This window comes from Streptomyces sp. NPDC089424 (assembly GCF_044749345.1).
Lineage (GTDB): Bacteria > Actinomycetota > Actinomycetes > Streptomycetales > Streptomycetaceae > Streptomyces.
Genome location: NZ_JBIVHU010000010.1, coordinates 254,554 through 277,763, shown reverse-complemented (window position 1 = coordinate 277,763; position 23,210 = coordinate 254,554). Strand labels below are relative to the sequence as shown.

The following is a 23,210-nucleotide window of genomic DNA, read 5'->3' as shown; positions in this document are numbered from 1 at the left end:
CGCCCCGGGCTCGCGCCTTGGCCCCGGGCTCGCGCCTTGGCCCCGGGCTCGCGCCTTGGCCCCGGGCTCGCGCCTTGGCCCCGGGCTCGCGCCTTGGCCCCGGGCTCGCGCCTTGGTCCCCGAGGCTGCTGCCCCGTGCCCTCGCCTGGAGCGCGCGTCCTACTTCTGGGCTCGCGCCCTGCTTCTGGGCTCGCGCCTCCACGTGGAGCCCACCGCTCCGCTTTCGGCCCGGGGCCCGCGCTCTCGGCCTGGGCCCCGCACTTCTACCTGGAGCCCTGCGCTCCGTGCCCTCACCCGGCCTGCCGCCCCGCGCATTCGCCCTTGGGCCCGCGCCCTTGTCCCGGGCCCGCAGCGCGCCTCCACTCGGAGCTTGCCTCTCCGCCCTCCGGGCCTGCGGCCTACGCCCTCGCCCGGAGCCCGCCTCCACCCTTGGCCTACCGCCTCGCGTCCTTGCCCCGGGCTCCCACCCGGAGCCCGCCGCTCCCAGCCCTCACCTGGAGCCCGCGCCCTGCTTCTGGGCTCGCGTTACGGTTCCGGGCTTGCGCCTCCACCCGGCATTCGCTGCCCTGCGCCTTCGCCCGGAGCGCGCCGCTTCGCGCCATGGTTCCGGGGCTGTGCCCTGGTTTCTGGCTCGTGCCTCCACTCGGGGGTCGCCGCCTCACGCCCCCGGAGCCCACCGCTCCGGGCCCGCGCCCGGACTCGCGCCCGTTTCCGCGCCGGGGCCCGCGCCCCACCGCTCCGGGCTCGCCCCGTCCCCGCTCAGAGGCGGGCCGGGGCCGCGCCCTTGAGGGTGGGGAGGTCGAACTCGTGGGCCATTCGGTCGTAGCCGCGGTCGTTGGGGTGCAGATGGTCGCCGGAGTCGTAGTCCGGGCGGAACCTGCGCGGGGCGTACGGATCGCGTACCGCCCGGTCGAAGTCGACCACCGCGTCGAAGAGGCGACCGGAGCGGATCTCGGCGTTGATCTCCTGCCGTACCGCCTCGCGCTCGTCGCTGTGGCCGCGGTGCCCGCCGAACGGCATCAGGGTGGCGCCGACGACCCGGATGCCCCGGGCGTGGGCCTGGCCGACCAGCGTGCGCAGGCCGGCGAGGACCTGGCCGGGGTCGATGACCGTGGGGGAGCGCAGGATGTCGTTGACGCCGAGGTCGATGACGACGACCCGGACGTTCGTGCGGCCGAGCACGTCACGCGGGAAGCGGCTGAGGCCGCTCGGGTTGTCGGCGGGGCGGCCCAGACCGCCGGTCAGGACGCGGTTCCCGCCGATGCCCTGGTTGACGACGCCGTACCGGGGCACGTCCTTGCCCGCCTCGGCCGCCTCGCGCAGCCGGTCGGACAGGACGTCGGGCCAGCGCCGGTTGGCGCCCACGGTGGAGGAGTGCCCCTCGGTGAGGGAGTCGCCGAAGGCGACGAGGGTGCCGTCGGACTCCCCGCTGAGCACGTCGAGGGCGGTCAGATAGCGCCAGGCCTCGACCTGTTCGGTGTACGGCGCGCCGGTCACGTCCTCGGTGCGCTCGCCGCGCGCGGCGTACGAGATCTGCCGCACGCGCGGGTGCACGGTGACGGGGCCCGGCTCGGCGGGGGCGTACGTGGTGACCAGGACGTCGCTGTCGGGCGGGACGGGCAGGCGCACACCGTCGCTCATCACCTGTTCCCCCGGCGGGATCACGACGGTGGGGAGGCCGTCGAACGTCAGCCGCCGCATGGTCCGCGGGATCGCGGCCGCGCTGTCGTCGGCGGCGGCGAGCGCGATCGTGGCCCGGGTGAGGGTCAGCGGCAGCCGGCCGTAGAGATTGGACAGCGTGATCCGGGCACCCGTACCGCCGACACTGGTGTGGACGACGTTGCGTACGGAGCGGTCGCGCAGGCCGGCGGTCTCGGTGCCGGGCTCGGCGGCCGACGGGGAGGTCGACCAGGAGCCGACCCAGGTGCCGGTGGACGCCGGCGCGGCGGGATGGTGCTGCGGGCGCGGTCCGGCGAGCGCGCCCGGCGCCGTGCCGCCGTCGGAGGCGGCTCCGGCGTATATGGCGACCGACATGGCCACGATCAGCGAGACGACGGCGGCGAGCAAGGCATAACCGTGATGACGCCTGGTCATGCGGTGCGTTTCTCCTCGGGAGGAAGCGGAGCCTGAGGCTCCGAGGTGATCGACTCCCATGATGCGCCATGGGGTGGGGGAAGGTGCGCCGCCCCTCCCCACAGACGCCGGGAACTCCTGTCACGTTCCAGGAGTCGGTCAGGAAGGGACAATGAGGAGTGCAGGCTCGGGAACGGGTGGAGCGGATGGATCGTACGAAAACGGATCAAGCAGGCGAAACAGGAGCAGGTGCCGTAGAGCAGCATGCCCGACCGGGCACCGCCGGTAACCGCGCGGGCGCGGGGCGCGGCGTGCCCGCGTCCGCCGTCCGGGCGATGACGACGTTCAGTCCGGCCGACGAGGAGAAGCGGCGCGGCGTACGCCGGATGAAGCTCACCGCGACCGGCCTGCTGCTTCTGGTGGCCGTGGTCTACGTCCTGGCCAAATGGGCGCAGAACTCGGGTGCAGGCCCCTGGGCCGGCTACGTCGCCGCGGCCGCCGAGGCCGGCATGGTCGGCGCGCTGGCCGACTGGTTCGCCGTCACCGCCCTCTTCCGTCACCCGCTCGGCATCCCCATCCCGCACACCGCGATCATCCCCACCAAGAAGGACCAGCTGGGCGTCTCGCTGGGCGAGTTCGTCGGCGAGAACTTCCTCTCCGAGGACGTCGTACGGCAGCGGCTGCGTGCCGTCGGCATCGGCAGCCGCCTCGGCGCCTGGCTCGCCGCACCCCAGAACGCCGACCGGGTGACGGCCGAGCTGGCGACGGCCCTGCGCGGCGCGCTCACCGTGCTGCGCGACTCCGACGTGCAGGCGGTGGTCGGCGAGGCGATCACCCGGCGGGCCGGCGTCCAGGAGATCGCGCCCGGCATCGGCAAGATGCTGGAGAAGGTCGTCGCCGACGGCGGCCACAAACGGGTCGTCGACCTGGTCGTCTCCCGCGCGCACGACTGGCTGGTGCTGCACAGCGACTCCGTGATGGACGCCGTGCAGGGCGGCGCACCCGGCTGGACCCCCCGCTTCGTGGACCGCAAGGTCGGCGAGCGGGTCTACAAGGAGCTGCTGCGCTTCTGCGCGGAGATGCGCGACATGCCGTCCCACCCGGCGCGCGGCGCCCTGGACCGCTTCCTCTCCGACTTCGCCTCCGACCTCCAGTCCGACACCGAGACCCGCGCGAAGGTGGAGCGGCTCAAGGGCGAGGTGCTGGGCCGTGGCGAGGTCCAGGACCTGATCGCCTCCGCCTGGACGGCCGTACGCTCCATGATCGTCTCCGCGGCCGAGGACGAGCGCAGCGAGCTGCGGCTGCGGGTGCGGGCCTCCCTGCTCTCCCTGGGCGCCCGGATGGCGACCGAACCCAAGGTCCAGGACAAGGTGGACAAGTGGGTCGAGGGCGCGGCCGTGCACGTCGTGACGACGTACCGCAGCGAGATCACCCTGCTGATCACCGACACGGTGGCCGGCTGGGACGCCGAGCACACCACCCGGAAGATCGAGGCCCACATCGGTCGTGACCTGCAGTTCATCCGTATCAACGGCACGGTCGTCGGCTCGCTGGCCGGGCTGCTGATCTACACCGTCTCCCGCATGCTGGGGGCGTGACCTCCCGCGTCCGCGTACGGGCGTGACCCCCCGCTTTCCGGGCAGACGGGAGGGGGTCGCCCGACGGAGAGGGAGCCATGACAGCAGCAGCGTCGTCGTCACCGGACTCTGTGCCCGCCTCCACCGGAACCATCACCACGTCCGTCCCGGCCCGTCTGGACCGGCTGCCGTGGTCCCGGTGGCACTGGATGATCGTGATCGGCCTCGGCACCGTCTGGATCCTGGACGGTCTCGAAGTCACCATCGTCGGCAATGTCGCCGGCCGGCTGGCCGAGGAGGGCAGCGGTCTCGACATCAGCGCCGCCCAGGTCACCGGCGTCGCGGCGGCGCTGTACGTGGCGGGCGCCTGTACGGGCGCCCTGTTCTTCGGCTGGCTGACCGACCGCTACGGCCGCAAGAAGCTGTTCATGGTGACGCTGGCGGTGTACCTGGCGGCCACCGCCATGACGGCGCTGTCCTTCGAGTCGTGGTGGTTCTTCCTCTTCCGCTTCCTCACCGGCTTCGGCATCGGCGGCGAGTACGCGGCCATCAACTCGGCGATCGACGAGCTGATCCCCTCCCTCTACCGGGGCCGGGTCGACCTCATCATCAATGGCAGCTACTGGCTCGGCGCCATCGGCGGCGCCCTGCTGTCGATCGTCATGCTGGACACCACGATCTTCCCGAAGGACCTGGGCTGGCGGCTCAGCTTCGCGCTCGGCGTCGTCCTGGGCCTGGTCATCCTGCTGGTACGACGTCATGTCCCGGAGTCGCCACGATGGCAGTTCATCCACGGCCGGGGCGAGAAGGCGGAGGACCTGGTCTCGTCCGTCGAACGGGAGATCGAGCAGGAGAAGGGTGAGCCGCTGCCGCCCCCCGCCGGCGAGATCACCATCCAGGTACGCAAGAGCATCGGCTTCGGTCTGATCGCCAAGACCGTCTTCGGCCGCTATCCGCGCCGGGCCGTGCTCGGGCTGTCCCTCTTCATCGGCCAGGCGTTCCTGTACAACGCCATCACCTTCGGCTTCGGCACCATCCTCAGCACGTTCTTCGACGTGCCCACCGGACGGACCGGCTACTACTTCGCCGTCATCGCGGCCGGCAACTTCCTCGGCCCCCTGCTGCTCGGCAAGCTCTTCGACACGGTGGGCCGCCGGGTGATGATCTCCTCGACGTACATCCTCTCCGGCGTGCTCCTCTTCGGCACGGCCTGGCTCTTCGACCGGGGCTCCCTGACGGCGACGACGATGACGGCATGCTGGTGCGTGGTGCTGTTCTTCGCCTCGGCGGGCGCGTCCAGCGCCTACCTCACCGTCTCGGAGGTCTTCCCGATGGAGACCCGGGCCATGGCCATCGCCTTCTTCTACGCCCTCGGCACCGCGGCGGGCGGCATCAGCGGCCCGCTGATCTTCGCCGACCTGACCGAGTCGGGTGTCGTCGCCGACACCGTGCTCGCCTTCCAGATCGGCGCCGGACTGATGTGCGCGGCAGGCCTGGTGGCGGTCTTCCTCGCGGTCCGGGCGGAGCGGCGGTCCCTGGAGGACATCGCGACGCCGCTGTCGGTGACGGGGTCCTCGGGGGCCTCCGGGGGCTCCGGGACGAAGACGTCCGACGCGCCGGCCTGACACCTCGGAGGAGCGCCCCATGACCGTCCGCAGAGTCGTCCCCGACTGCCAGGTGCCGTCCGAGGCGGCGATGGAGGGCAACCGTGACTTCTACGGTCTGCTCGGCCTGGAGGAGGTCATGAACCTGGGCTGGGTGATGACCCTGGCCTCGCCGGCCAACCCCACCGCTCAGCTCATCTTCCTCACCGAGGAGCGCACCGCGCCCGTCGTCCCCGACCTCAGCGTGGAGGTCGAGGACGTCGACGCGGTGTACGCGCGGGTGCTGGCCTCGGGTGCGGAGGTCGTACGGGACCTGCGGGACGAGGAGTGGGGCGTACGGCGCTTCTTCGTACGGGACCCGAACGGGCGCGTGGTGAACGTGCTCACGCACCGGTCCTGAGCCGCGGGCGCCTCGCGCGAGGTCCGATCCCCGGGCGCCTCGCGCGAGGTCCGATCCCCGGGCCCCTCGGCGCCTGAGGTGGCTCAGGCGCCGGTCGTGGACCCCGGGCGGACGATCATCAGCACCGTCACGACCGCCCACAGCAGGTTGAAGACGCCGGTGAACATGGCCAGCCGCACGGTCGCCTCCCGTGTCCCGACGCCCTCCACGAGCGCGCCCTGCCGGGGCAGTACCAGCGCGGCGAGCACGACCGCGGCCAGGGCGGTCAGCCCGATCGACACGATCAGCCAGGCGTCGCCGAGCACGCCCATGGCGCTCGCGGTGGCGAACCCGAACACGGGCACGACGACACCGACGGTCGCGTACACCCGGCAGATCCGGTGCAGCAGCTGGACCGTCTCGACGGCCTTCGGGTCGTCGGGCGCGGCCATGGCACGGCGTGCGGCGGGCGGGAACATGCTCGCGGCGACGGTGACGGGCCCGACGGCGACTATCGCGGCGAGGACGTGGACGGCGAGGAGGAACTTGGTCACGGACGTCGACGCTAGGGGGGTGGTGGATCTTGGAGAAGTGGCGGTAGTGCCAGCCTTCGACGGATTCTCGCCACGAGCATTCAGGGCGGCCTCGTGGGCCACGTCAGTGGATGGACGGGTGGGCGGACGGCACGCGTCGGGCCGTGTCCAGGCCGCCCAGGATTGGCGAAAGTTCGTCGTACGCCTAGGATCGCGCCATGCACACCGTGGCCGTACTGGCGCTGGACGGCGTCATCCCCTTCGACCTCTCCGCCCCGATCGACGCCTTCGGCTGGGCCCGGCTCCCGGACGGCCGGGAGGCCTACCGGGTGCGGGTCTGCGCGGAGCGCGAGGAGGTGCACGCGGGGGCGTTCACCGTGCGGGCGCCGTACGGCCTGGAGGCGCTGGCGGAGGCCGACACGATCATCCTGCCCGGCGTCGAGGACCCGCCGCGGACGCTGCCGCCCGGGGTCGCCGAGGCGCTGTGCGCGGCGGCGGCGAACGGCACGCGGATCGCGTCGGTCTGCGTCGGCGCGTTCCTCTTCGCCGCGACCGGCCTGCTGGACGGCCTGCGTGCCACGACGCACTGGATCGCGGCACCGGAACTCGCGCGGCGCCACCCGGAGGTGACGGTCGACCCGAACGTCCTCTACGTCGACAACGGCCAGTTCCTGACGTCCGCGGGCGCGGCCGCGGCGCTGGACATGTGCCTGCACATGATCCGCAAGGACCACGGCTCGGCGGTCGCGGCACACGCCGCCCGGATGTCGGTCATGCCGCTGGAACGGGAGGGCGGGCAGGCCCAGTTCATCGTGCACGACCAGCCCCCGGCCCCGGCGGGCGCGACGCTGGAGCCCCTGCTGGCCTGGCTGGAGGACAACTGCGACCGCGACCTGACCCTGGACGAGGTCGCGACGCGGGCCGGGATGAGCACGCGCACCCTCAACCGGCGCTTCCGGGAGCAGACGGGGACGACGCCCTTGCAGTGGCTGCACCGGGCGCGGGTGCGGCGGGCGCAGTACCTGCTGGAGACGACGTCGTACCCGGTCGAACGCATCGCGACGCAGGCCGGCTTCGGCTCGCCCACGGCGTTCAGGGAGCGCTTCCGCAGGGTGGTGGGGACGAGCCCGCAGGGCTACCGGAGGGCGTTCAGGTCGGCGTCGTAGCCGCTCCGGCGACGCACGAGGTGCCGGACTCCTGAGAGTTCACTCCTGCCGGTCGGCGACCGCCCAGGACGCGAGGGCGACGGCGCCCGCCGCCCCGAGGACGGCGGGCCAGGCGCCCACCTTCTTGGCCAGCGGATGCGACCCGGCGAAGGCGGCGACGTACGCGGCGCTCAGCGCCCCGGCGGCCGTCCCGCCGGCCCGTTCCCGCCACTGCCGCGCCGCGGCGACCCCCGCGACGGCCAGTACGACTCCGCCGAGCTGCCGCTTCCTGGTCCAGCGGGCGACACCGTACCCGCCGACGAGCCCGCTCGCGGCGACGAGCGCGCTGGGAACCCTGGCCATGTGCTGCCTCCTCGTACGACCCCCCGTGTCCGCCCCCGAGACTACTGCTCACCTGCCCCGGTGCACTTAACCTGAGTCGCAGCTTGTCAACTTTCCTCGCGCGAGCTATATAAGAAGGCGTAGGGCATCGCACCCAGCCTCTTCCGAAAGGAGTGACCCGTGATGCTCATGCGTACCGACCCCTTCCGTGAATTCGACCGCCTCGCGCAGCAGGTCTTCGGCCCCGCCCGTGCGGCCGCGATGCCGATGGACGCCTACCGGTCCGGTGACGACTTCGTCGTCCACTTCGACCTGCCGGGCATCGACCCCGAGACGATCGAACTGGACGTCGAACGCAACGTCCTGAACGTCCGCGCCGAGCGCCGCGTCCCCGCCCCGCAGGGCGCGGAGATGATCGTCGCCGAACGCCCCACGGGAACCTTCACCCGTCAGCTCTTCCTCGGCGAGACCCTCGACACGGACCGCATCGACGCCTCGTACGAAGCGGGCGTCCTCACGCTGCGCATCCCCGTCGCGGAGGCGGCCAAGCCACGCCGCATCCAGATCACCGGCGGCGACAGCCGCAAGCAGCTCAGCACCTGAGCGCCCGATCAGGGCGGTCGACGAGCGGCGTCCCGCAGACACGGCACCCCGCCTGCGGGACGCCCCCGCGCCCACCTGGACTTTTTCGGCCCACCTGGAGGAGAAGGCCGCACGATGACCGCACCCACGATGCCGCCCCTGACGACGGCGCCGGCCCGCACCGTGACCTGGACGGAACTGATCACTGCCGTACAGCGGGCGGGCCGGTACCCGACGCGGACGGAGGCGGAGCGCCTCACCCGCACCGTCCTGTGCGCCCTCGGCCGCCACGTCACGAGCGACGCACGGGCGGCCCTGGCAAAGGCCCTCCCGGAGGAGGCGGCGCGGGTCGTCGCCTCCGAGATCCCGGCGCCCCGGCCGCTCACCGCCCCGGAGTTCGTCGACGCGGTGGCCGACCGCGTGCAGGGCGCCACCCCGGCCACCGCCCGCTGGCACGTCAGCTCCGTCCTCGGCGTCCTGCCCGAGGTGGTCGGCGACACCTTGGTGGACGACCTGCTGCGCCAACTCCCGCGGGGATACGCGCTGTTGTTCGGCCGGGCGGAGCTGATCCCGAAGCCGCTCGCCGGGACCGTCAGTCGACGACCTGGCCGCAGGTGACGTTGGGGACCGCGCCGGTCATGGCGGCCGCGTGGTCCGACGCCATGAGCGCGGCGACATTGCCGACGTCGGCGAGCGAGGGCAGCCGTTTCAGCAGGGTCATCTCCGTGAGCTGGGCGACGAAGTCGTCCCGGGTCGTCCCGGTGCCGGCGGCGTGTCTGTCCAGCACGTCCTCGATCGACTCCACCGATCCGGCCGAGCGCAGGCAGATGACCCGCACACCACTCGGGCCCAGTTCCGCCGCCAGGGTGCGGGACAGGCCCTCCAACGCGGCGCAGGTGACGCCGAAGCCGCCGACGAGGGGGAAGGGGATCCGGGAGGGTGTGGCCGTGATCATCATGATCACGCCGGATCCGGCCTCGATCATGCGGGGCGCGACGGCCTTCGCGGTCAGGAACTGGGTCCGGGTCGCGATGCCGATGGGCCGCGCGAAGTCGTCGTACGACATCTCGACGAGCGGCGTCCCCTGGACCTCGTCGAGCCCGATGGCGTTGAACGACACGTCGATGCGCCCCGCCCGCGCGGTGACAGCGGCGACACAGTCCTCGACGGACCCCTCGTCGAGCGCGTCGACCCGCACGGTGTCGGCCCGCCCGCCGGCGGCGGCGATGTCCCCCGCCACCGCCTGAAGCTTGCCTTCGGTGCGACCGGCGAGGAAGACGGTGGCCCCTTCCCGGGCGAAGGCACGCGCGACGGCGCCTCCCACCGCCCCACCGGCGCCGTAGATCAGGGCGTTCTTGTCCGCGAGCAGCATGATCATCAGGGGGGGTAGGCGGATGAAGCACCTGGCAGTTGAGTCTCCTGGCAGTTGAGTCTCCTGGCAGTTTCAACACTCCTGGCAGTTGAAACTCCTGGCGGTTTCCTCATCGTCCCGCGCGGGCCGCGGAGATCGCATCTTGAGCCGGGGCGCGCCGACGCGGTCACGAACGGCTGGACGGATCCCGCCCGTCCAGGAGCGCGGCGGCTTCGCGCCGGGCCCGGGCGAGCCACGCGGCACGCTGCTCCTCACTCGAATCGCCGACCGTACGGAACACCACGCGCCGCACGTCGACCACGCCCACGTACGGCAGGACGCAGGCCCTCCAGACCCGCTCCAACGGATCCCCGAACTCACCCGCCTCCCGTTCGGCGGGAGTGTCGGACGTGTTCAGCACCAGCGCCCGCCCGGCCCGCAGCAACCCGACGGGCTCCCCTTGCGCACTCCCCAACTTGTAGGCCACTCCCGGCACGAACACCCGCTGCACCCACCCGACGAGCACGGCGGGCGGCATTCCCCACCAGTTGGGATGCACGAACACCAGGGCGTCCAGCGTGGCGACCTCGCGCCGATGCAGCGCGACCTGGGCATCCCCGGTACGCGCGGCGACCTGAACGGTCCCCGTCTCCTCGGCGGACGCCTCTGCCGGAAACCCCTCGGCACACAGATCATGCGCGACGACTTCACACCCACGCCGACGCAACTCACCGACCACGGCCCCGAAGAGGGCGTGATTGAAACTCCCGTCCCGCGGATGCGCGAGATACACCCCGACCCGCATGGCTCGCCCTCCCTCAAGTGGCCCTGAACGTCGGAGAGATCCTGGCAGACGGCCAATGGGGCCGACAGGCCCGATCGACGAGCACTCGCGTCACTCGCCGTCCGACCCGGCGTGCCTGGAGAAGCCGGTGCGTCCCACCCGCCCACTGGCACCCGGCGACGCGGCGTCACCACGCACCCACCGGTCCCGGAGGCCCCACCCCTGGGCCGCCCGGCCGGAGGGAACACCGCGGTGGAGGGGCGAGGGTCAGGAGTGGAGCGCAGCGCAATCGGCGAAGCCGACGCCCGAAGGGCGCTCTTGACCCTCGCCCCGGAACCGCCACCCTCAGAACAACCGGGCGGCCGTGGGCACCCTGCAGCCGACGCCACGTCAGGCAGACGGAGATCACCCGCTCAGACGCCTTCCACCTGTCGGGTCCCGGCTACGAAGAGGGCCCACGCCGTGGCTGAGACGGCGATATGCCGATAACCCAGGCGCTTCGAGTCGCGTATGAGTACACCCGGGCTTGCGAACGCCGCCTCCACACACTCGGTGGCGTTTCCGCCGCTGTACGACGACTTGAACCAGACGAGCTCGGACCCCGACTGCTCGGCGACAGACATTCACAGCTCCTTGCGGGCGCGATGGATGAGGGCGGAGGAAGCCTCCATGTCCAACGCTTGTGCGCGCAGGTACTCGAACGCAAGTCTGTATCTGTCTAGTTCTTCGTCCTTCTCCAAGAAGAGTGAGCCGGTGTGGAAGTCGACGTACACGACATCGAGAGCCGACTCTGGGCCGCCAATGATGACGAAGCTCCCCAGCGCTGCGGCGTGAGCGCCCTTGGAGAAGGGCAGCATCTGAAGCGTCACGTGGGGGGACTCGTTGGCTTCGAGCAGACGGTCGAGCTGTTCCTTCATCGTCTCTGGCGACCCGACGACGCGGCGGACCACGGACTCGTCGAGGATCGCCCATAGGCGCAGCGGCTTCGGGCGGGTGAGGATTTCCTGCCGCTTCATGCGGATGTCCACGAGCCTCTCGATCTCCGCTGGATCGAGGGGTACTTCGTTGGCCTGCTGGAGTGCTGTGCTGTAGGCCCGGGTCTGCAAGAGGCCGGGGACGTAGACGCAGGAGAAGTGACTCTCGCGCAGGGCTTCGTCCTCAAGCGTGAGCAGCAGATTCATGCTCTCCGGGATGGAGTCGGCGAAGGAACTCCACCAGCCCTGCTGCTTGGCGTCCTTGGCGAGCCCTACGACCGCCTTGCGCTCGGCTTCCGTGGCCCCGTACTCACGACACAGCGCATCGATGACGATCCACTTGACGGGCCCCGACTGGGTTTCGTACCTGCTGACCGTTGCCTTGGAGACGCCCACAAGCTGGCCGGCTTCCTCAAGGGTCATCCCCTGTCGTGCCCGCAACTTGCGCATCATTGCGCCGAGTTGACGCCTCCGTGTGGTGGTCCGTTCAGACATTCGGCTCCTCAGCCCCTGCGGCGGGCTCAGCCCGTGGATCTCCATCAGGCTAGGCAGCGCTCAGCCGAGTCACCATCAGATTCACTCTAAGGGTCCCCATCGCAGTGAGAAGTTACATGGTGAGACTTCTCTGTGCCATGCTCGCTCGCAAGCCGCTACACAGTGCAGTCGTCCGGACACGGCATGGCGTTGTGTGGCTTGGGAGGGAAGGCTGGTTCATGCCTGGCTTTGAAGTCCGCGAAACGCGAATCCGCTGCGTTCTGCCATTCGAGGCGGCCCCAGCGGAACTGAGGCTGCTTCGGCGAACGGTCGCCAGACAGCTGACCCAGTGGGGGATGCCCGTGGTGGCCGACGAGGCCAAGCTGCTTGTCACGGAACTTGCGACGAATGTCCTCAAGCATGTCGGCGAAGGCGCGCCGGCCACTCTGGTCCTTGAGTGGAGAGGTGCGCGGCTACGGGTCGAAGTCCACGACAAGAGCCCGGTGGTGCCGTCGGTGAGGACAGCTGGCTGTGACGAGGAGTGCGGCCGGGGGCTGCCACTGCTCGCCGCGCTCTCTCTCGATTGGGGCGCAGTCCTGACTGCGGCTGGCAAGGCGGTCTGGTGCGAGATCTCGGCTGGCCCGGTGGGAGGCTGCCAGCGCCTTGAAAGAGCCGTCGCGGCGCTCGTGAATTACCAGAGTGCGACCGGCAACGCCTGCCAGCACGGGAGGAGCCTGGAGATGGCGCTCGGGGAATCGGCGGTCGAGCTGATCGCGGACCTGCTCCACTGGACGGCCGCCCGTGGCGGCGATCCCGACGACATCCTTGATCGCGCCCAGATCCACTATGAAGCCGAGGGGCGGGCGGCTTAGTGGATGGCTGCCTGAACGGGCTTCTGTATCTGGCTCCGAAGAGAGGCCGGAGTGCGCCAGGATTCACCGGGACGGCTCCTGTGGCACATGCGGTGGCAGTTGGCGCACAGGCACGCGAGATCGTCGAGCTTGGTCTCCCGCGTGCCCGACACGTACAGGGGAGTGATGTGATGCACTTCGATGTAACCTTCGCCCAGCTCTCCGTAGGTGCGGGCGAAATCGAAGTCGCAGACCTCGCACTGGAGCCCCTGCCCCTGCCTCCGTGCATGCCGGATCTTGAGCGCGCGCAGCTTTGGATCCCGCTCGCGCGCGAGCGCACGCCGTACGAGGAGGCGTCCCTCAATAGCAGTGACGCCCGTCTCGTCGACTTCGTCAGGCTGCGGGGGAAGGAGCTGGAGTTCGCCGGAACCGATGCCCTCCTCGATCGCTTCAGCGGCCAGAAGCATCTCAGTCTCACGTGCGGTGAAAGCCTCGATCATCTGACGCGTGGGCTTGCCGCACCGGGTCGCCTTTCCCGGGTAGTGCCGGTGGTTGGTCATGAAGTCCGTGGTCTTGCGGCTCACGCTGTCCGGAGAGCGGAAGCTGGGCATCGCGAGCGCATCCGGCCCGTGGATCGGGAGCGAGCGAAGGAGTTCCGACAACTCCTGGACCTGACGGTTGCCAGTGCGCAGCTCACGCCAGCCGTTCTTCACGACGAGGGCTCCGGCGAGCACCAGTTCGTCCTCAGTCCACGCAGGTATCCGCATGGGCCATATCGTATGAGTGTTCGGCGTGACGGAGGGTACGGTCAGCGACCCGCGGTGCGTGCTGCACACTTAGTGGGTCTCGTTGTCAGTGGGGTCTGTCACCCTCAGTGATGGTGGATCGCAAGAGGTATCTGCCGCTGCACGGCTGTAAGGAGGGGGCATGACCCGCATGAAGGAGTCTGAGCGCACTATGGCGGCGCCCGGGGAGCCGGAGTTCACGTCGATCGAGATCTGTGCGGGCGCCGGCGGGCAGGCCATCGGCCTGCACCAGGCAGGTTTCGGTCATCTCGCTCTGGTGGAGATTGACGCGCATGCAGTGGAAACGCTGAGGCTGAACATCGAGGACCACGAAGTCTGGGCGTGGGAGCGAGAGCACTGCGACGTGCTGTCTGCAGACGTCAAGAAGTTTGAGCCTTTCCGGGACATGGAGAAGGGCGGCGACCTCCTCAGGCGGCGCGACCTGGATCTCCTGGCCGGAGGGGTCCCCTGCCCGCCGTTTTCCCACGCGGGCAAGCAACTCGGTAAGAGCGACGAACGAGACCTCTTTCCGCGCATGCTTGAACTGGTCGAGATCCTGAAGCCGCGCGCAGTCATGATCGAGAATGTGCGCGGGATCATGGACCCGAAATTCTCCGACTACCGTGACTGGATCACAGCCCGCCTCCAGGGCGGTGAGTACCTGGGCGATGACGGGCAACTCGTCAGCGAGGAAGGCCTCGGCTACAAGGTGTGCAAGTGGGGCGTTCTGGAAGCCAGCGACTTCGGCGTTCCGCAACTCCGCCCGCGCGCCATCTTGGTTGCCTTCCGTGACGACGTGATCAAGGATCTCAAGTATGAGTGGCCGACGGCCACGCACGAAGAGCCTGTGAGTGTCGCGGAGAGCCTCGGCCCGTCAATGCTCAAGCGCTACGAACCGTACTTCGATGGGGCGCACGCGGGTCGCGCCCGCGAGGCCTACGACAAGTGGCTTACGAAGGCACGTGAGCGAGACGCCGAACTCAAGGGCAAGGGTGGGGGCATCGCGCCCACGCTGGTAGGCGGCTCGAAGAAGCATGGCGGTGCAGACCTCGGTCCGAGCCGAGCCAAGGCGGCTTGGAAGCAGCTCGGAGTCTCGGGACTGGGTGTGGCTAACGACGCTGAGACATGCATGAAGAAGCAGACGGAGGATAGGGACCTCTTCGGCCCCGATGGGCCGATGCTCACTGTTCGGCAGGCCGCCATGATCCAGGGCTTCCCGCCCGAGTGGGACTTCTCAGGTGGGAAGACCGCACAGTATCGACAAGTGGGCAACGCATTTCCACCGCCTGTCGCCAAGGTCGTCGGTAAATCAATTATCGATGTGCTTCAGGCGGCGCAGGAGCGGGACCGAGCGAGTACTGATCAGTCGTAGGTCTGGCTCTACGTAATTGCACTGCGGCGCTTTTCCACTTCGGCTGCAATGCGTGCGGCACATTCCTCCGACGGCTCGTGTTCCCAGAACCGGAGCACTGTCCAGCCGGCGTCGGCCAAGCGCTGGTCAGTGTCCCGGTCGCGGGCCATGTTTCGTGCAACCTTGTCTGACCAGTAGCCCGGGTTGGTCCTCGGGGCGACGTAGTGTTCCGGGCAGCCATGCCAGTAGCACCCGTCGATGAACACAGCTATCTTCGTTGGGCCGAAGACCATGTCGGCCGTACGGCGCAGGTTCGGCAAGGGCCGGGCGGCTACCCGGTACCGCAACCCTCTGGCATGGACAAGCCTTCGAATCAGGCGTTCGGGCGTGGTGTCACGGCTTCGGATGGCCTGCATGTTTCGACGGCGTGCAGCGGACGACGCCCAAGAACCGGCGGGTGGTGACCACTGCTGCGCGGGCTCGTCCGGGAAACCTGAAGAACTACTCATGGCCCTCTGAGTCTTACCAGGTTGCCAGCGTTGAGGCGAGTTCCTCGTAGGGACGCAGACGACCCTGGGCTACACACTCGGCCAGGTCGTCCTTCTGCTGCTTGCTGCCGATCTCGTCGACAGCCTGCCGCAGGGCGTCAAAGGCGATGTGGTAGACCGTGTCAACCTCGCCTGTCCCTCTGGCAATGGCGGCAATTCGGCTCGGCATTGGCTCTGCAGTCACCGTCACCAAATGCGGAAGCCTTCCGCGCCGATGCCGAATCATCTGCAGGAATTCATGCCTGATGTTCTGCACTCGGTCGGAGCGTATGGTCCACTTGCACGATACAGCGGCGTGCATGAAGGGCGTCATATCGGAGTGCATGCCGACCGGGACTACGCCGACAGTCACGTCTGGTTTGATCAGATAGTCAAGCCCTAGGTCGGCGCTCAGTACGGGATTCTTCCGGACTGCCTTCTTGACGTTGTCCAGATGTGCGTACTGCGCAAAATCAGACACGACCTTCTTGTGGTCGACAATCCAGGTGCGACCTGGGTCCTCCTTCGGCAGCGAGGCGTCGAGGTCAGCTCGAACAGCACGTTCCAGTGCCGGTCCGAGGTCCTTGGGTGTACCAGGGAGGACGATTTCAGGCGAGATGCCCAGATGCGCGAGAATCTGAGCGGCGATCGCCTTTGAGGGTGCGCTGCTGCTATCCGCGCTATTGGGAACCGGCTTTCCCGACTTCTTCAGAATCTTCCAGCCGAGGAGCTGCGTGGCGGATGATGCGATCATTCTTCGCTTCTTCTATCTGGTGTGAGAAGGGAGTGGCGGTGCCGCTTCAGGTTTATCATGAGGAAGAGCGGCAACCCAACTCTCACCGTTCAGTAGTACGTGGCGGGCCATGCCGTGATGGGGTCGCTTTCTGGCTACGCGCACACTCACGAATTCGCCTTCACGAGGGCGTGGGAGACCCAACTGCTGTGCTACGGCACGATGGCTGTCGTAGTCACCCATGATCAGAATTCCTTCGGGCATCAGTGCCGAGCGTGAGCCTCCGTTGCCGCGAACACGCTTCATGTAGTCCTTCTGCTGAGCCACTGTACGGACAACGTTGCGCCCTATGCGCCGCCTCTGCACCCGCCGGAAAAGTTCGTTGAGGCGTTGCTGGCCCGACGAAGGGGAAAGGACTGCCACCCGGTCCGTCGGGTCCATGTGGAGGAGAACGTTCTCCGGTAGTTCCGCGTCTCGCCATAGCCAGCAAATCTTGTCTCGATGTGCCGCTTTCACGGTGAGCTTTGCGTCACGGTTTCCACCTTGGTTCAGCCATTCCTGCCGCACTCGGAAGAGCCCCGCGCTCCACCGGCTCTCATCGTCGTTCGCCCACACGAGGAGGCAGAGATGCCCCATGGCCTCGGGGGGAATCATCCAGCCGCCAAAGCTCTGCGAGTATTTGCAGTCCACGTCTATACCGGCAATTTTGTAATCCATTGCCGTGCCGTCCGCGAACTGGAATTCGCGCTGCAGATTGATTTCAACCAGGGTGCCGGCATGCGTTTTCTCGGTCTTGTAGAGCTGGCTCCATCTATAGCGACCGGTATTCTCGCCGTTCAGTAGCTGATCGATAGTGTTTCGCAGAACCCCCGCGAACCGCTCCTCGACGCGTTCAAGCCCGGTGATCGCCGCTAGGACAGTCTGGAGCTCGGCGTCGCGTCGAACCTCCTCAGACGTGATGATGTTCTGCGCGGCCTGGATGTCGATCGGCAGCAAGCGAGAATCTCCAATCACGAATTGAGCGGAATTGTGGCGTCGTTGCTGTACCTCGAGTCCTTCGCGCGGAAGCGCACCAGCCTGCGATCCGCGCTCATGGCAGACGTGGGCGGGATCAGAGTGAAGGCCATAACGATTTTGGAAGTGTCGGCTGATCCGTTGCGGACGGCAGCATGAACATCGCTCTGACTGTCGCCTTCGACGACCGGATACAGGAGGACCACTCCGGTGGTGGGGTCGATCATGCCGCTCGCCATGGGCGTGGCGGCTTCGTCGATGAGACGTTGTGCCGCGGAGCGGTGCTCCACGCTGGCAATGCGGCCGAACGAGGTCTTCCCGGTCTGGCGACGCCGCCGGACGAGCGACAGCGGAGTCGAGCCCAGGATGCTGGCTTCCACTCGCTGAGCCGATGTCAACTTCGGTGAGATCAGCAGCCATTTCGTTACCCTGGCTAGGGTTCCGTCGAGTTGCCGGAGGTAGGTGAGGTGGGGGTCGAAGTACCGCGGACGCTCCCACTCGAGTTGCGCCAGAAGGTTCAGGATGTCCGCATGTCCTACGACCCCTGTAAGCCCCTCGAAGGTCCGTGGCACAGGGCTGGAGTCATCTGGTGGGTTGCTGAATAGCGTGGGTGCGGTGCTGAGCGCGTCCAGCAGTGGCCGCCATCGCTCCGTGTTCCGCATGAGTGCCGCGCTATCCCGAGGGTAGGACGCGGGCTCGATCGGGCGTCCGGGCGAGCGGATCTCTACCAATTCGGCGTTGAACATCTTATTTCGGGCCGAAGGCCTGATCCATGGGAGATGCTGAGCGACGAGAGGGGGCACTTCCATGGGCGTGATCTGAGGCCTACCGTCGACCACTACGGCGTATTGGGCGAGTTGCTCACGGAACGTCTCCTCATCTCGGCAGATGCCCTCATAAGCCTCGTAAAGATCTGCGGTCCGGTCCCGGCCGAACGGCTCCTCCCGCCCGATGTACAGCCGTACCAAGTCCCGGTAGCCCGGTCGGAAGCCGAACCAGCGCCCCATCTGCATGAGTGTGTCCGCCTGCTGTGTGGTCCGCCGGTAGTAGGTGACTGTGAGTCCCTCGACGGTGAAGCCACGTGACAACTTCGTGCCTCCCACGAGGATCTTCCAGACGTGCGGAGTCCGGTCAAAGTCGAGGTCGAGCTGGTCGAAGTAGCGGTCGGTGTCCCCGTTGACGACGACAACCGGCTGCCCGCCAGAACCGATGCGCTGCCGTGCGGCGTTGACGTAAGGACGCAGATCGCCATACGAAGTTGGCGTGGGAAGGTCGGAAGCCCGTGCTTGGCTCACGGGAGCAAAGTCCGACTCCCACAGCGCGGCGAGACGATCGTGGCCGGCGGTCGAGCTGTAGCCAGCTTGATGCCACATCGAGTTGATGCGTAGCGCCAGTTCGGCGTGGTCATCCTTTCTCACCGACTGGTGGACCAGCATGGTGTGGTGGCGGAACGGTCCGTCGGGAACGCCACGAGCAGCTCTGTACAGCTTGAGGGCGCCAGAGACGACGAATGCGTCCATGGCTTCCTGGAGGCGGTCGCCTGTGGAGTCGTAGATGCCCCGAACGTGCGACTGCTCCTGCGAGTTGGCGTACGTCCGCTCATTGGGCGGTATCGCAGAGTCCAAGTCGTGGAAGTCCTGTGCGCCCATGTACCCCGACGGGCGGGGCAGCGAGATGAGGAAGTCGCTTGGGAAAAGGTCCTTGTCGTCCCCAGGGTCGACGAAGACGTTGGCGAACGGGGTAGCCGTGTAGCCGACGTACTGGGCCCGAGGCAGCAGTCCAAGGAGCTGGGAGATCAGCCCGTTGATCGCGGTGCGGTCCGCGCTGCCCCGTTCCCACTTCTTCGGGTCCGAGGTGTTCACAGAAGCCTGGTCGGATTCGTCGTCGATGATGAGGGCTGGGAGCTCCCCGAGGAGGCCGTGGATCTGCTTGAGGTCCTTTACCAGCTTCTCAAGAACCGATTTGTTCTTCTTCACCACCAGGATGCGCGCGGCGGCGTGGTGCAGGTTCGCCGGGTCGCACAAGGGGCGCGTGGGCTCCCTCTTCTCGAACTCGAGGGCGCGAATGCCTTGTGCCAGGCTCTTGTAGTCATTGTCGCGGGTCGTCAGGCGTTCGATGTCGAATGCGCCGAGCGTGGACGGACGCCCGCCGTGTTCGACGAAGTCAGGCCAGTCCTCGTCACCGTCGCTGACGTAGTCCACGCCCACAAGAGAATCGAGGTCGGTGATGTCTGCACCGCGCAGGATGTTCTCCTGGCCGATCAGCTCCATGTCCAGGCGCCGTTGCGTTTGGGCGCGCAGAAGGTTGAGCGTGCCGCCCAACACGATGACAAGTCGGTAGCCGGCGTCTATCGCCTTTGCGGTGACGCCGGTGAAGTTGGCCGTCTTGCCCGACTGTACATAGCCGACGACCAGGCCTTTCGATTGCCGGGCCGCGGGCTGCTCAGGGTCAGACAGTCGCTCGACGACAGCCCGGCTCGCCTCGTGCAGGCTTGCGATGGCCGATTCCGGCCAGCCCTTGGCGCGGAGTTTGCCCTCATAGGACGCCCAGTAGAACGACCTGGCGGCTGCGCGTTCCAGTGTGTACCACGGTGTGAACTCGCGCGTGATGACCGTGGGGCCAGGCAATTTCGCCACGGGGGCGGCGTTGTCGAGCGCCTTGCAGAGGTCGCTCCCGAAGCGCAGCCGCTCGTAAATGGCCGTTCGGCGCTCGTCGGTACGCGCTGGTGTGTCCTGCGCCCACTGCGCACCTTCCGCGAAGTCCCAAGCCGTCAGGTGGCGGCTCCATATCGCTGCTAGTGCCTCGTGTCCGCTGACCAGACTCTCTCGGAAGCGCTCCTCGCCCAGGTCGGCGTCTGGATAGTCCTCGTCGGCGGCCAGCGCGGCCCAGCGGGCGAAGTGCCGGGGGACGATGCCCATACCCGCCAGTGCGGACGTATGGATAGCCAGGAGCTGGTCCGGGGTCACGCTCATGCGAAGTCCTCAATCAACGGATCAGGGGCGAGTTCTCACTGCTGCACGCTGGCTATGACCCAGCCTCCGCACGTCGCGCGCGATGTGCTTCCGCCGAAGCGAGAAGGATGGTGTTCCAGTAGTCGACGCGGTCCTGACGGCTGCGCTCCCAGCGTCCGAGTCCGAAGCAGTCCTCCAAGAGCAGGTAAAGGAGAGTCTTCGCTACCGGTGCGTCGTTCGCTCCGCCCCTCCTGCCTTCGTTGAAGTCCTCCCGGAACTCCTTGTTCAGGACGACACTGTTGTTGTCGCGGTCGAGTTCGAAGAAGCGGTCGCGCGGGAGCGGGCCCCAAGCAAAGGCGATCGGCTCCTCACCAAGCTTCTCCGGCAGCTCCTCCTTGATGACCCGCTTGACCTTGGGGTCCAGGCCCTTCCCTGGCGGAGTAACCGCCCTGCGCACGATCTCAGTTCGCTTCGCACCGTCCCGGTAGGTGCTCTCGGCGTCCGCGAGGTACTGGTGGAAGGTGTTGCCATCGGCGTCGATCGCCTTCTCGACACCCACTGTGAAGGCCGGAGTGACGGTGACGCGCTCCTTCTTGACATCAAGGCTGATGACGCTGTTCTTCTGAGTCGGCAGATCGACTGCAACCCGAGCCAGCGCAAGGTGACCCTCTTGATTACGCAGACCGTTCCAGCCGCCTGCTTGGACAAGGCGGTTGTTTCGGTAGAAGTAGAACCCTTGTCGATCCGCCAGCGAGCCGATCTGCCGGAAGCCGGCCTGCTTGGACTTGGCAGGCCAGATGTGGGCAGTCAGGACGACGTCGCCCAGACCCTCGACAGGGGCGACGAACTCCCTCGGATAGCCCTTCCTGCCCGGCACTTTGTACCCAAAGGGGTCCAGAGCCTCTACGGCTATGTGATCCACTTCCTCGCCGATTTCGCTCTCGTCACTGTTTACGTCCCAGACGGCGATGTCCAATTTGAGACCCTGCTGCAGGAAGCGATGCAGGTACAGGCCCAAGTGCATCTCGAGGCGGGAGATCGCCTTCGACAGAAACTGGTCACCCTGACCGCGAGTGATGGTCTCGAAAGCGCGTACGTGGTCCCAGCGGACGATCGTGCCGTGCCATTCAATGACGCCGTCGTACCGGTCGACGAGATCTTGTGCGTAGCGAGGGTCGACGGTGTCGCAGCGGAAGCTGTCCTCGATCCCTTCCGCGGTGAGGCGGCGGCCTGCCGCACGGCTCTGCTTGGTGCGGCTTACGACAGTCAGCGAGGACGCGTGGGAAAGCGACGCCGCCTTCAAGCCCGTGCCGTACATACCAAGGGCGCTCTCGCCGTAATCCCGGCGTCGTCCCACTGTCATCGCCGCATTGAGGCCGGAGTCGTCCATGCCCTTGCCGTTGTCGATGATCAACAGGCTGAGTATCCGCTCCGCGTCACGGAGGAAGTGCACGACAATCTTGTCGGCGCCCGCGTCTATCGAGTTGTCGATCAAGTCCGCGACAGCGACCTCGAACCCGTAACCCTGGTTGGTCAGCGCCCGGCCGTAGCCGGCGTCCGGCGGCAGGTACGTGCTTCCGGTTGTGGGGACGTCGTACTGCCAGACGGTGCCGGACTCGTAGGGCATTGCTTCCTCAAGTGTGCAGCTCAGGGCGCTGCTTTGCGGGCAGCGGCCCTTAAGGCCAAACAGTAAGTGTGAATGTACTGCAAAGCTCGGACATACGGTGAGGTTGATCTGTGAAGTGGGCGAATTGTTGCCTTATCTGCTAGGTCTGGCCCACGTCGCGACTTGCGCACCATGTCAACGCCCCTTGACGGAGGCTTCCTTCGGGCCGGGCACCAGCGAGTGCGGCTAGGAAGGTTCTGCGTGGGGTGGCCTCGGCGGATCGTGGTAGCGGCATCAAGTGCGCCGTGGGCACCAGCATTCCATCGGAGTGGCGAGGCCATCCGCTGCAGCGGCCTGGCAAGTTGCTCACCACAGCTGGACGGCCCCGCCACGACGAAATGCGGCGTGGCCTCAACGCCGATCAGAGTGGTGTCGCGCAGGAACAGCGTGCCGTCTGTTCCTGGCTGCACATGAATCGACCCTCGACAGCCCCTGGCTCTCGCATTCGGCCCAGAGCTACCTCTGCGTGCCGTGGCACGCCCCGTACGGCTGTCCCGTTCCGCACCAGCACGGTCCCGTCCCCTCCGGGGGCCAGGCGACCGCGCGGCCGCGGGCCGCGAGGGTGGTGGCGTACTGGGGGAGGAGGGTCGGGTCGTCCGGGGTCGTGCCCTCCGATGCGGCGAAGGCCTCGAAGGAGGGGACCGTGCCGGTGACGACGCCCAGGTTGGGGGTGCCGGAGGACGACAGTTCCCGCAGGGAGGTCTCTATGGTCGACAGGTGCTCCTCGTGGGAGGGGTACTCCGACGACAGCGCCGGGTACGCCGAGAGCAGTTCCGTCAGTTCGCCCTGCGGCCAGTGCAGGACCGCCACGGGGAACGGGCGGGACAGGGCCTCCCGGTAGGCGCCGAGTTCGGCGCGAAGGCGCGAGATCTCCGCCTCCAGCTCCGCCGGGTTGTCCGAGCCCAGGGACCACACCCGCTTCGGGTCGTGGAGTTCGTCCAGGGAGACCGGCATGGAGTGCAGGGTGTCGGCGAGGGTGTCCCACTCGTCGTGGGGCAGGCCCAGCATGCGGCGCACCCGGTGGCGGCCGAAGAAGAGGGGGTGCGTGGGCTGCGGGGGGCGTGCGCCGTCCGTCACGAGGAGCCGGGCGGCCTGCGTGAGGACCTCCTGCGCCGTCTCCAGCTCGTCGTGGGCCTCCAGGGCCTCCGCCACGATCACCCAGGGGGCCGCGTCGCGCGGGGACGCCGTGCGGATGCCGTCGATGATCGCCCGGGCCTCGGCCTCGTGGCCGTACTCCCAGAGGTTCGAGGCCTTCAGGGCCCGGACCAGGAACGGGTCGTCCAGGCTGTCGCCGGAGGAGAGCAGGCGGTCGTAGAGCGCGGTCGCGGCGGGGCGGTCGCCGGACAGTTCGAGGTGGGCCGCGGCCCGCAGCAGCAGGGCTTCGGCGTCCTCGGGGTACAGGCCGGCGGTTCGCTCCAGGCGGGCCGCCTCGGTGGCGTGGTCGACGTTTTCGGCAGGCGTGTCGGGGCGCATGGGGGACACCGTACTGCCGAGCGGTGACAAAGGAGAGTCCG

At 68.0% G+C, this 23,210-nt stretch carries 22 protein-coding genes; 8 read left to right on the top strand and 14 right to left on the bottom strand.

The annotated features are described in order from the left end of the window. Positions 1 to 759 precede the first annotated feature (759 nt). Entirely contained in the window at positions 760 to 2,094 is a 1,335-nt protein-coding gene (locus ACIP2X_RS34120) for an SGNH/GDSL hydrolase family protein (protein ID WP_401680933.1), read from the bottom strand. A gap of 185 nt (positions 2,095 to 2,279) precedes the next feature. On the opposite strand from ACIP2X_RS34120, the gene ACIP2X_RS34115 reads away from it, so the two are divergent. The 3 genes from ACIP2X_RS34115 to ACIP2X_RS34105 all read left to right on the top strand — a co-directional run bounded on the left by ACIP2X_RS34115 (position 2,280) and on the right by ACIP2X_RS34105 (position 5,654). Continuing rightward, positions 2,280 to 3,671 (top strand): DUF445 domain-containing protein, encoded by a 1,392-nt coding sequence (locus ACIP2X_RS34115; RefSeq protein ID WP_401680930.1) that lies wholly within the window; start codon positions 2,280 to 2,282, stop codon positions 3,669 to 3,671. Between the two features lie 77 nt (positions 3,672 to 3,748). After that, positions 3,749 to 5,275, top strand: a complete 1,527-nt coding sequence (locus tag ACIP2X_RS34110; protein WP_401680927.1) for an MFS transporter — start codon at positions 3,749 to 3,751, stop codon at positions 5,273 to 5,275. 19 nt (positions 5,276 to 5,294) lie between these two features. Next, positions 5,295 to 5,654: a VOC family protein gene (locus tag ACIP2X_RS34105; RefSeq protein ID WP_401680925.1), complete on the top strand. Its 360-nt coding sequence runs from the start codon at positions 5,295 to 5,297 to the stop codon at positions 5,652 to 5,654. A gap of 83 nt (positions 5,655 to 5,737) precedes the next feature. Here the strand turns inward: ACIP2X_RS34105 and ACIP2X_RS34100 are convergent, their stop codons facing one another. Beyond that, the gene (locus ACIP2X_RS34100) at positions 5,738 to 6,187 is read right to left on the bottom strand and encodes a hypothetical protein (protein WP_401680922.1); all 450 of its coding nucleotides are present in this window, start codon (positions 6,185 to 6,187) and stop codon (positions 5,738 to 5,740) included. 197 nt (positions 6,188 to 6,384) lie between these two features. On the opposite strand from ACIP2X_RS34100, the gene ACIP2X_RS34095 reads away from it, so the two are divergent. Further along, positions 6,385 to 7,332, top strand: coding sequence for a GlxA family transcriptional regulator (locus tag ACIP2X_RS34095; protein WP_401680919.1), 948 nt, complete (start codon positions 6,385 to 6,387; stop codon positions 7,330 to 7,332). A 39-nt stretch (positions 7,333 to 7,371) separates the two neighbouring features. On the opposite strand, the gene ACIP2X_RS34090 is transcribed toward ACIP2X_RS34095, so the two are convergent. Next, a complete protein-coding gene (locus ACIP2X_RS34090; RefSeq protein ID WP_401680916.1) occupies positions 7,372 to 7,674 on the bottom strand; it encodes a hypothetical protein in 303 nt (100 codons plus the stop codon). Positions 7,675 to 7,836: 162 nt separating this feature from the next. Between ACIP2X_RS34090 and ACIP2X_RS34085 the strand changes: the two genes are divergently transcribed. Together ACIP2X_RS34085 and ACIP2X_RS34080 are read left to right on the top strand one after the other, a co-directional pair. Next, positions 7,837 to 8,256, top strand: a complete 420-nt coding sequence (locus ACIP2X_RS34085; protein WP_401680913.1) for an Hsp20/alpha crystallin family protein — start codon at positions 7,837 to 7,839, stop codon at positions 8,254 to 8,256. A 114-nt stretch (positions 8,257 to 8,370) separates the two neighbouring features. After that, positions 8,371 to 8,853, top strand: a complete 483-nt coding sequence (locus tag ACIP2X_RS34080) for a DUF2267 domain-containing protein (RefSeq protein WP_401680910.1) — start codon at positions 8,371 to 8,373, stop codon at positions 8,851 to 8,853. On the opposite strand, the gene ACIP2X_RS34075 is transcribed toward ACIP2X_RS34080, so the two are convergent. From ACIP2X_RS34075 to ACIP2X_RS34060, 4 genes are all read right to left on the bottom strand, one after another. Further along, positions 8,828 to 9,607 carry an SDR family NAD(P)-dependent oxidoreductase gene (locus tag ACIP2X_RS34075; RefSeq protein ID WP_401680907.1) on the bottom strand — a complete coding sequence of 260 codons (780 nt, stop codon included), beginning with the start codon at positions 9,605 to 9,607 and terminating at the stop codon, positions 8,828 to 8,830. The two genes, ACIP2X_RS34080 and ACIP2X_RS34075, sit on opposite strands and share 26 nt — an antisense overlap. Before the next feature lie 166 nt (positions 9,608 to 9,773). After that, positions 9,774 to 10,391, bottom strand: a complete 618-nt coding sequence (locus ACIP2X_RS34070; protein ID WP_401680904.1) for an NAD(P)H-dependent oxidoreductase — start codon at positions 10,389 to 10,391, stop codon at positions 9,774 to 9,776. A 392-nt stretch (positions 10,392 to 10,783) separates the two neighbouring features. Beyond that, entirely contained in the window at positions 10,784 to 10,993 is a 210-nt protein-coding gene (locus tag ACIP2X_RS34065; RefSeq protein ID WP_401680901.1) for a DUF397 domain-containing protein, read from the bottom strand. Beyond that, entirely contained in the window at positions 10,994 to 11,839 is an 846-nt protein-coding gene (locus tag ACIP2X_RS34060; protein ID WP_401680899.1) for a helix-turn-helix domain-containing protein, read from the bottom strand. A gap of 116 nt (positions 11,840 to 11,955) precedes the next feature. Here ACIP2X_RS34060 and ACIP2X_RS34055 point away from each other — a divergent pair, with 116 nt between their 5' ends. Continuing rightward, entirely contained in the window at positions 11,956 to 12,690 is a 735-nt protein-coding gene (locus ACIP2X_RS34055) for an ATP-binding protein (protein WP_401680896.1), read from the top strand. Here the strand turns inward: ACIP2X_RS34055 and ACIP2X_RS34050 are convergent. Further along, positions 12,687 to 13,436 carry an HNH endonuclease gene (locus ACIP2X_RS34050; RefSeq protein WP_401680893.1) on the bottom strand — a complete coding sequence of 250 codons (750 nt, stop codon included), beginning with the start codon at positions 13,434 to 13,436 and terminating at the stop codon, positions 12,687 to 12,689. The two genes, ACIP2X_RS34055 and ACIP2X_RS34050, sit on opposite strands and share 4 nt — an antisense overlap. 160 nt (positions 13,437 to 13,596) lie before the next feature. Here ACIP2X_RS34050 and ACIP2X_RS34045 point away from each other — a divergent pair, with 160 nt between their 5' ends. Continuing rightward, on the top strand, positions 13,597 to 14,826 hold the full coding sequence (locus tag ACIP2X_RS34045) for a DNA cytosine methyltransferase (RefSeq protein WP_401680890.1): 1,230 nt from the start codon (positions 13,597 to 13,599) through the stop codon (positions 14,824 to 14,826). Positions 14,827 to 14,834: 8 nt separating this feature from the next. Here ACIP2X_RS34045 and ACIP2X_RS34040 read toward each other — a convergent pair whose 3' ends face one another. The 6 genes from ACIP2X_RS34040 to ACIP2X_RS34015 form a co-directional block, all read right to left on the bottom strand. Next, positions 14,835 to 15,314, bottom strand: a complete 480-nt coding sequence (locus ACIP2X_RS34040) for a very short patch repair endonuclease (RefSeq protein WP_401680887.1) — start codon at positions 15,312 to 15,314, stop codon at positions 14,835 to 14,837. Positions 15,315 to 15,327: 13 nt separating this feature from the next. Further along, a complete protein-coding gene (locus ACIP2X_RS34035) occupies positions 15,328 to 16,086 on the bottom strand; it encodes an NgoMIV family type II restriction endonuclease (RefSeq protein WP_401680885.1) in 759 nt (252 codons plus the stop codon). A 12-nt stretch (positions 16,087 to 16,098) separates the two neighbouring features. After that, the gene (locus ACIP2X_RS34030; protein ID WP_401680882.1) at positions 16,099 to 17,061 is read right to left on the bottom strand and encodes a NaeI family type II restriction endonuclease; all 963 of its coding nucleotides are present in this window, start codon (positions 17,059 to 17,061) and stop codon (positions 16,099 to 16,101) included. A gap of 14 nt (positions 17,062 to 17,075) precedes the next feature. Further along, complete coding sequence (locus ACIP2X_RS34025; RefSeq protein WP_401680879.1) at positions 17,076 to 20,051, bottom strand: Z1 domain-containing protein; 2,976 nt, start codon at positions 20,049 to 20,051, stop codon at positions 17,076 to 17,078. A gap of 52 nt (positions 20,052 to 20,103) precedes the next feature. Next, positions 20,104 to 21,657: an ATP-binding protein gene (locus ACIP2X_RS34020; RefSeq protein WP_401680876.1), complete on the bottom strand. Its 1,554-nt coding sequence runs from the start codon at positions 21,655 to 21,657 to the stop codon at positions 20,104 to 20,106. A 495-nt stretch (positions 21,658 to 22,152) separates the two neighbouring features. Beyond that, positions 22,153 to 23,169 carry an SEC-C metal-binding domain-containing protein gene (locus ACIP2X_RS34015; RefSeq protein WP_401680873.1) on the bottom strand — a complete coding sequence of 339 codons (1,017 nt, stop codon included), beginning with the start codon at positions 23,167 to 23,169 and terminating at the stop codon, positions 22,153 to 22,155. Positions 23,170 to 23,210: the final 41 nt, after the last annotated feature.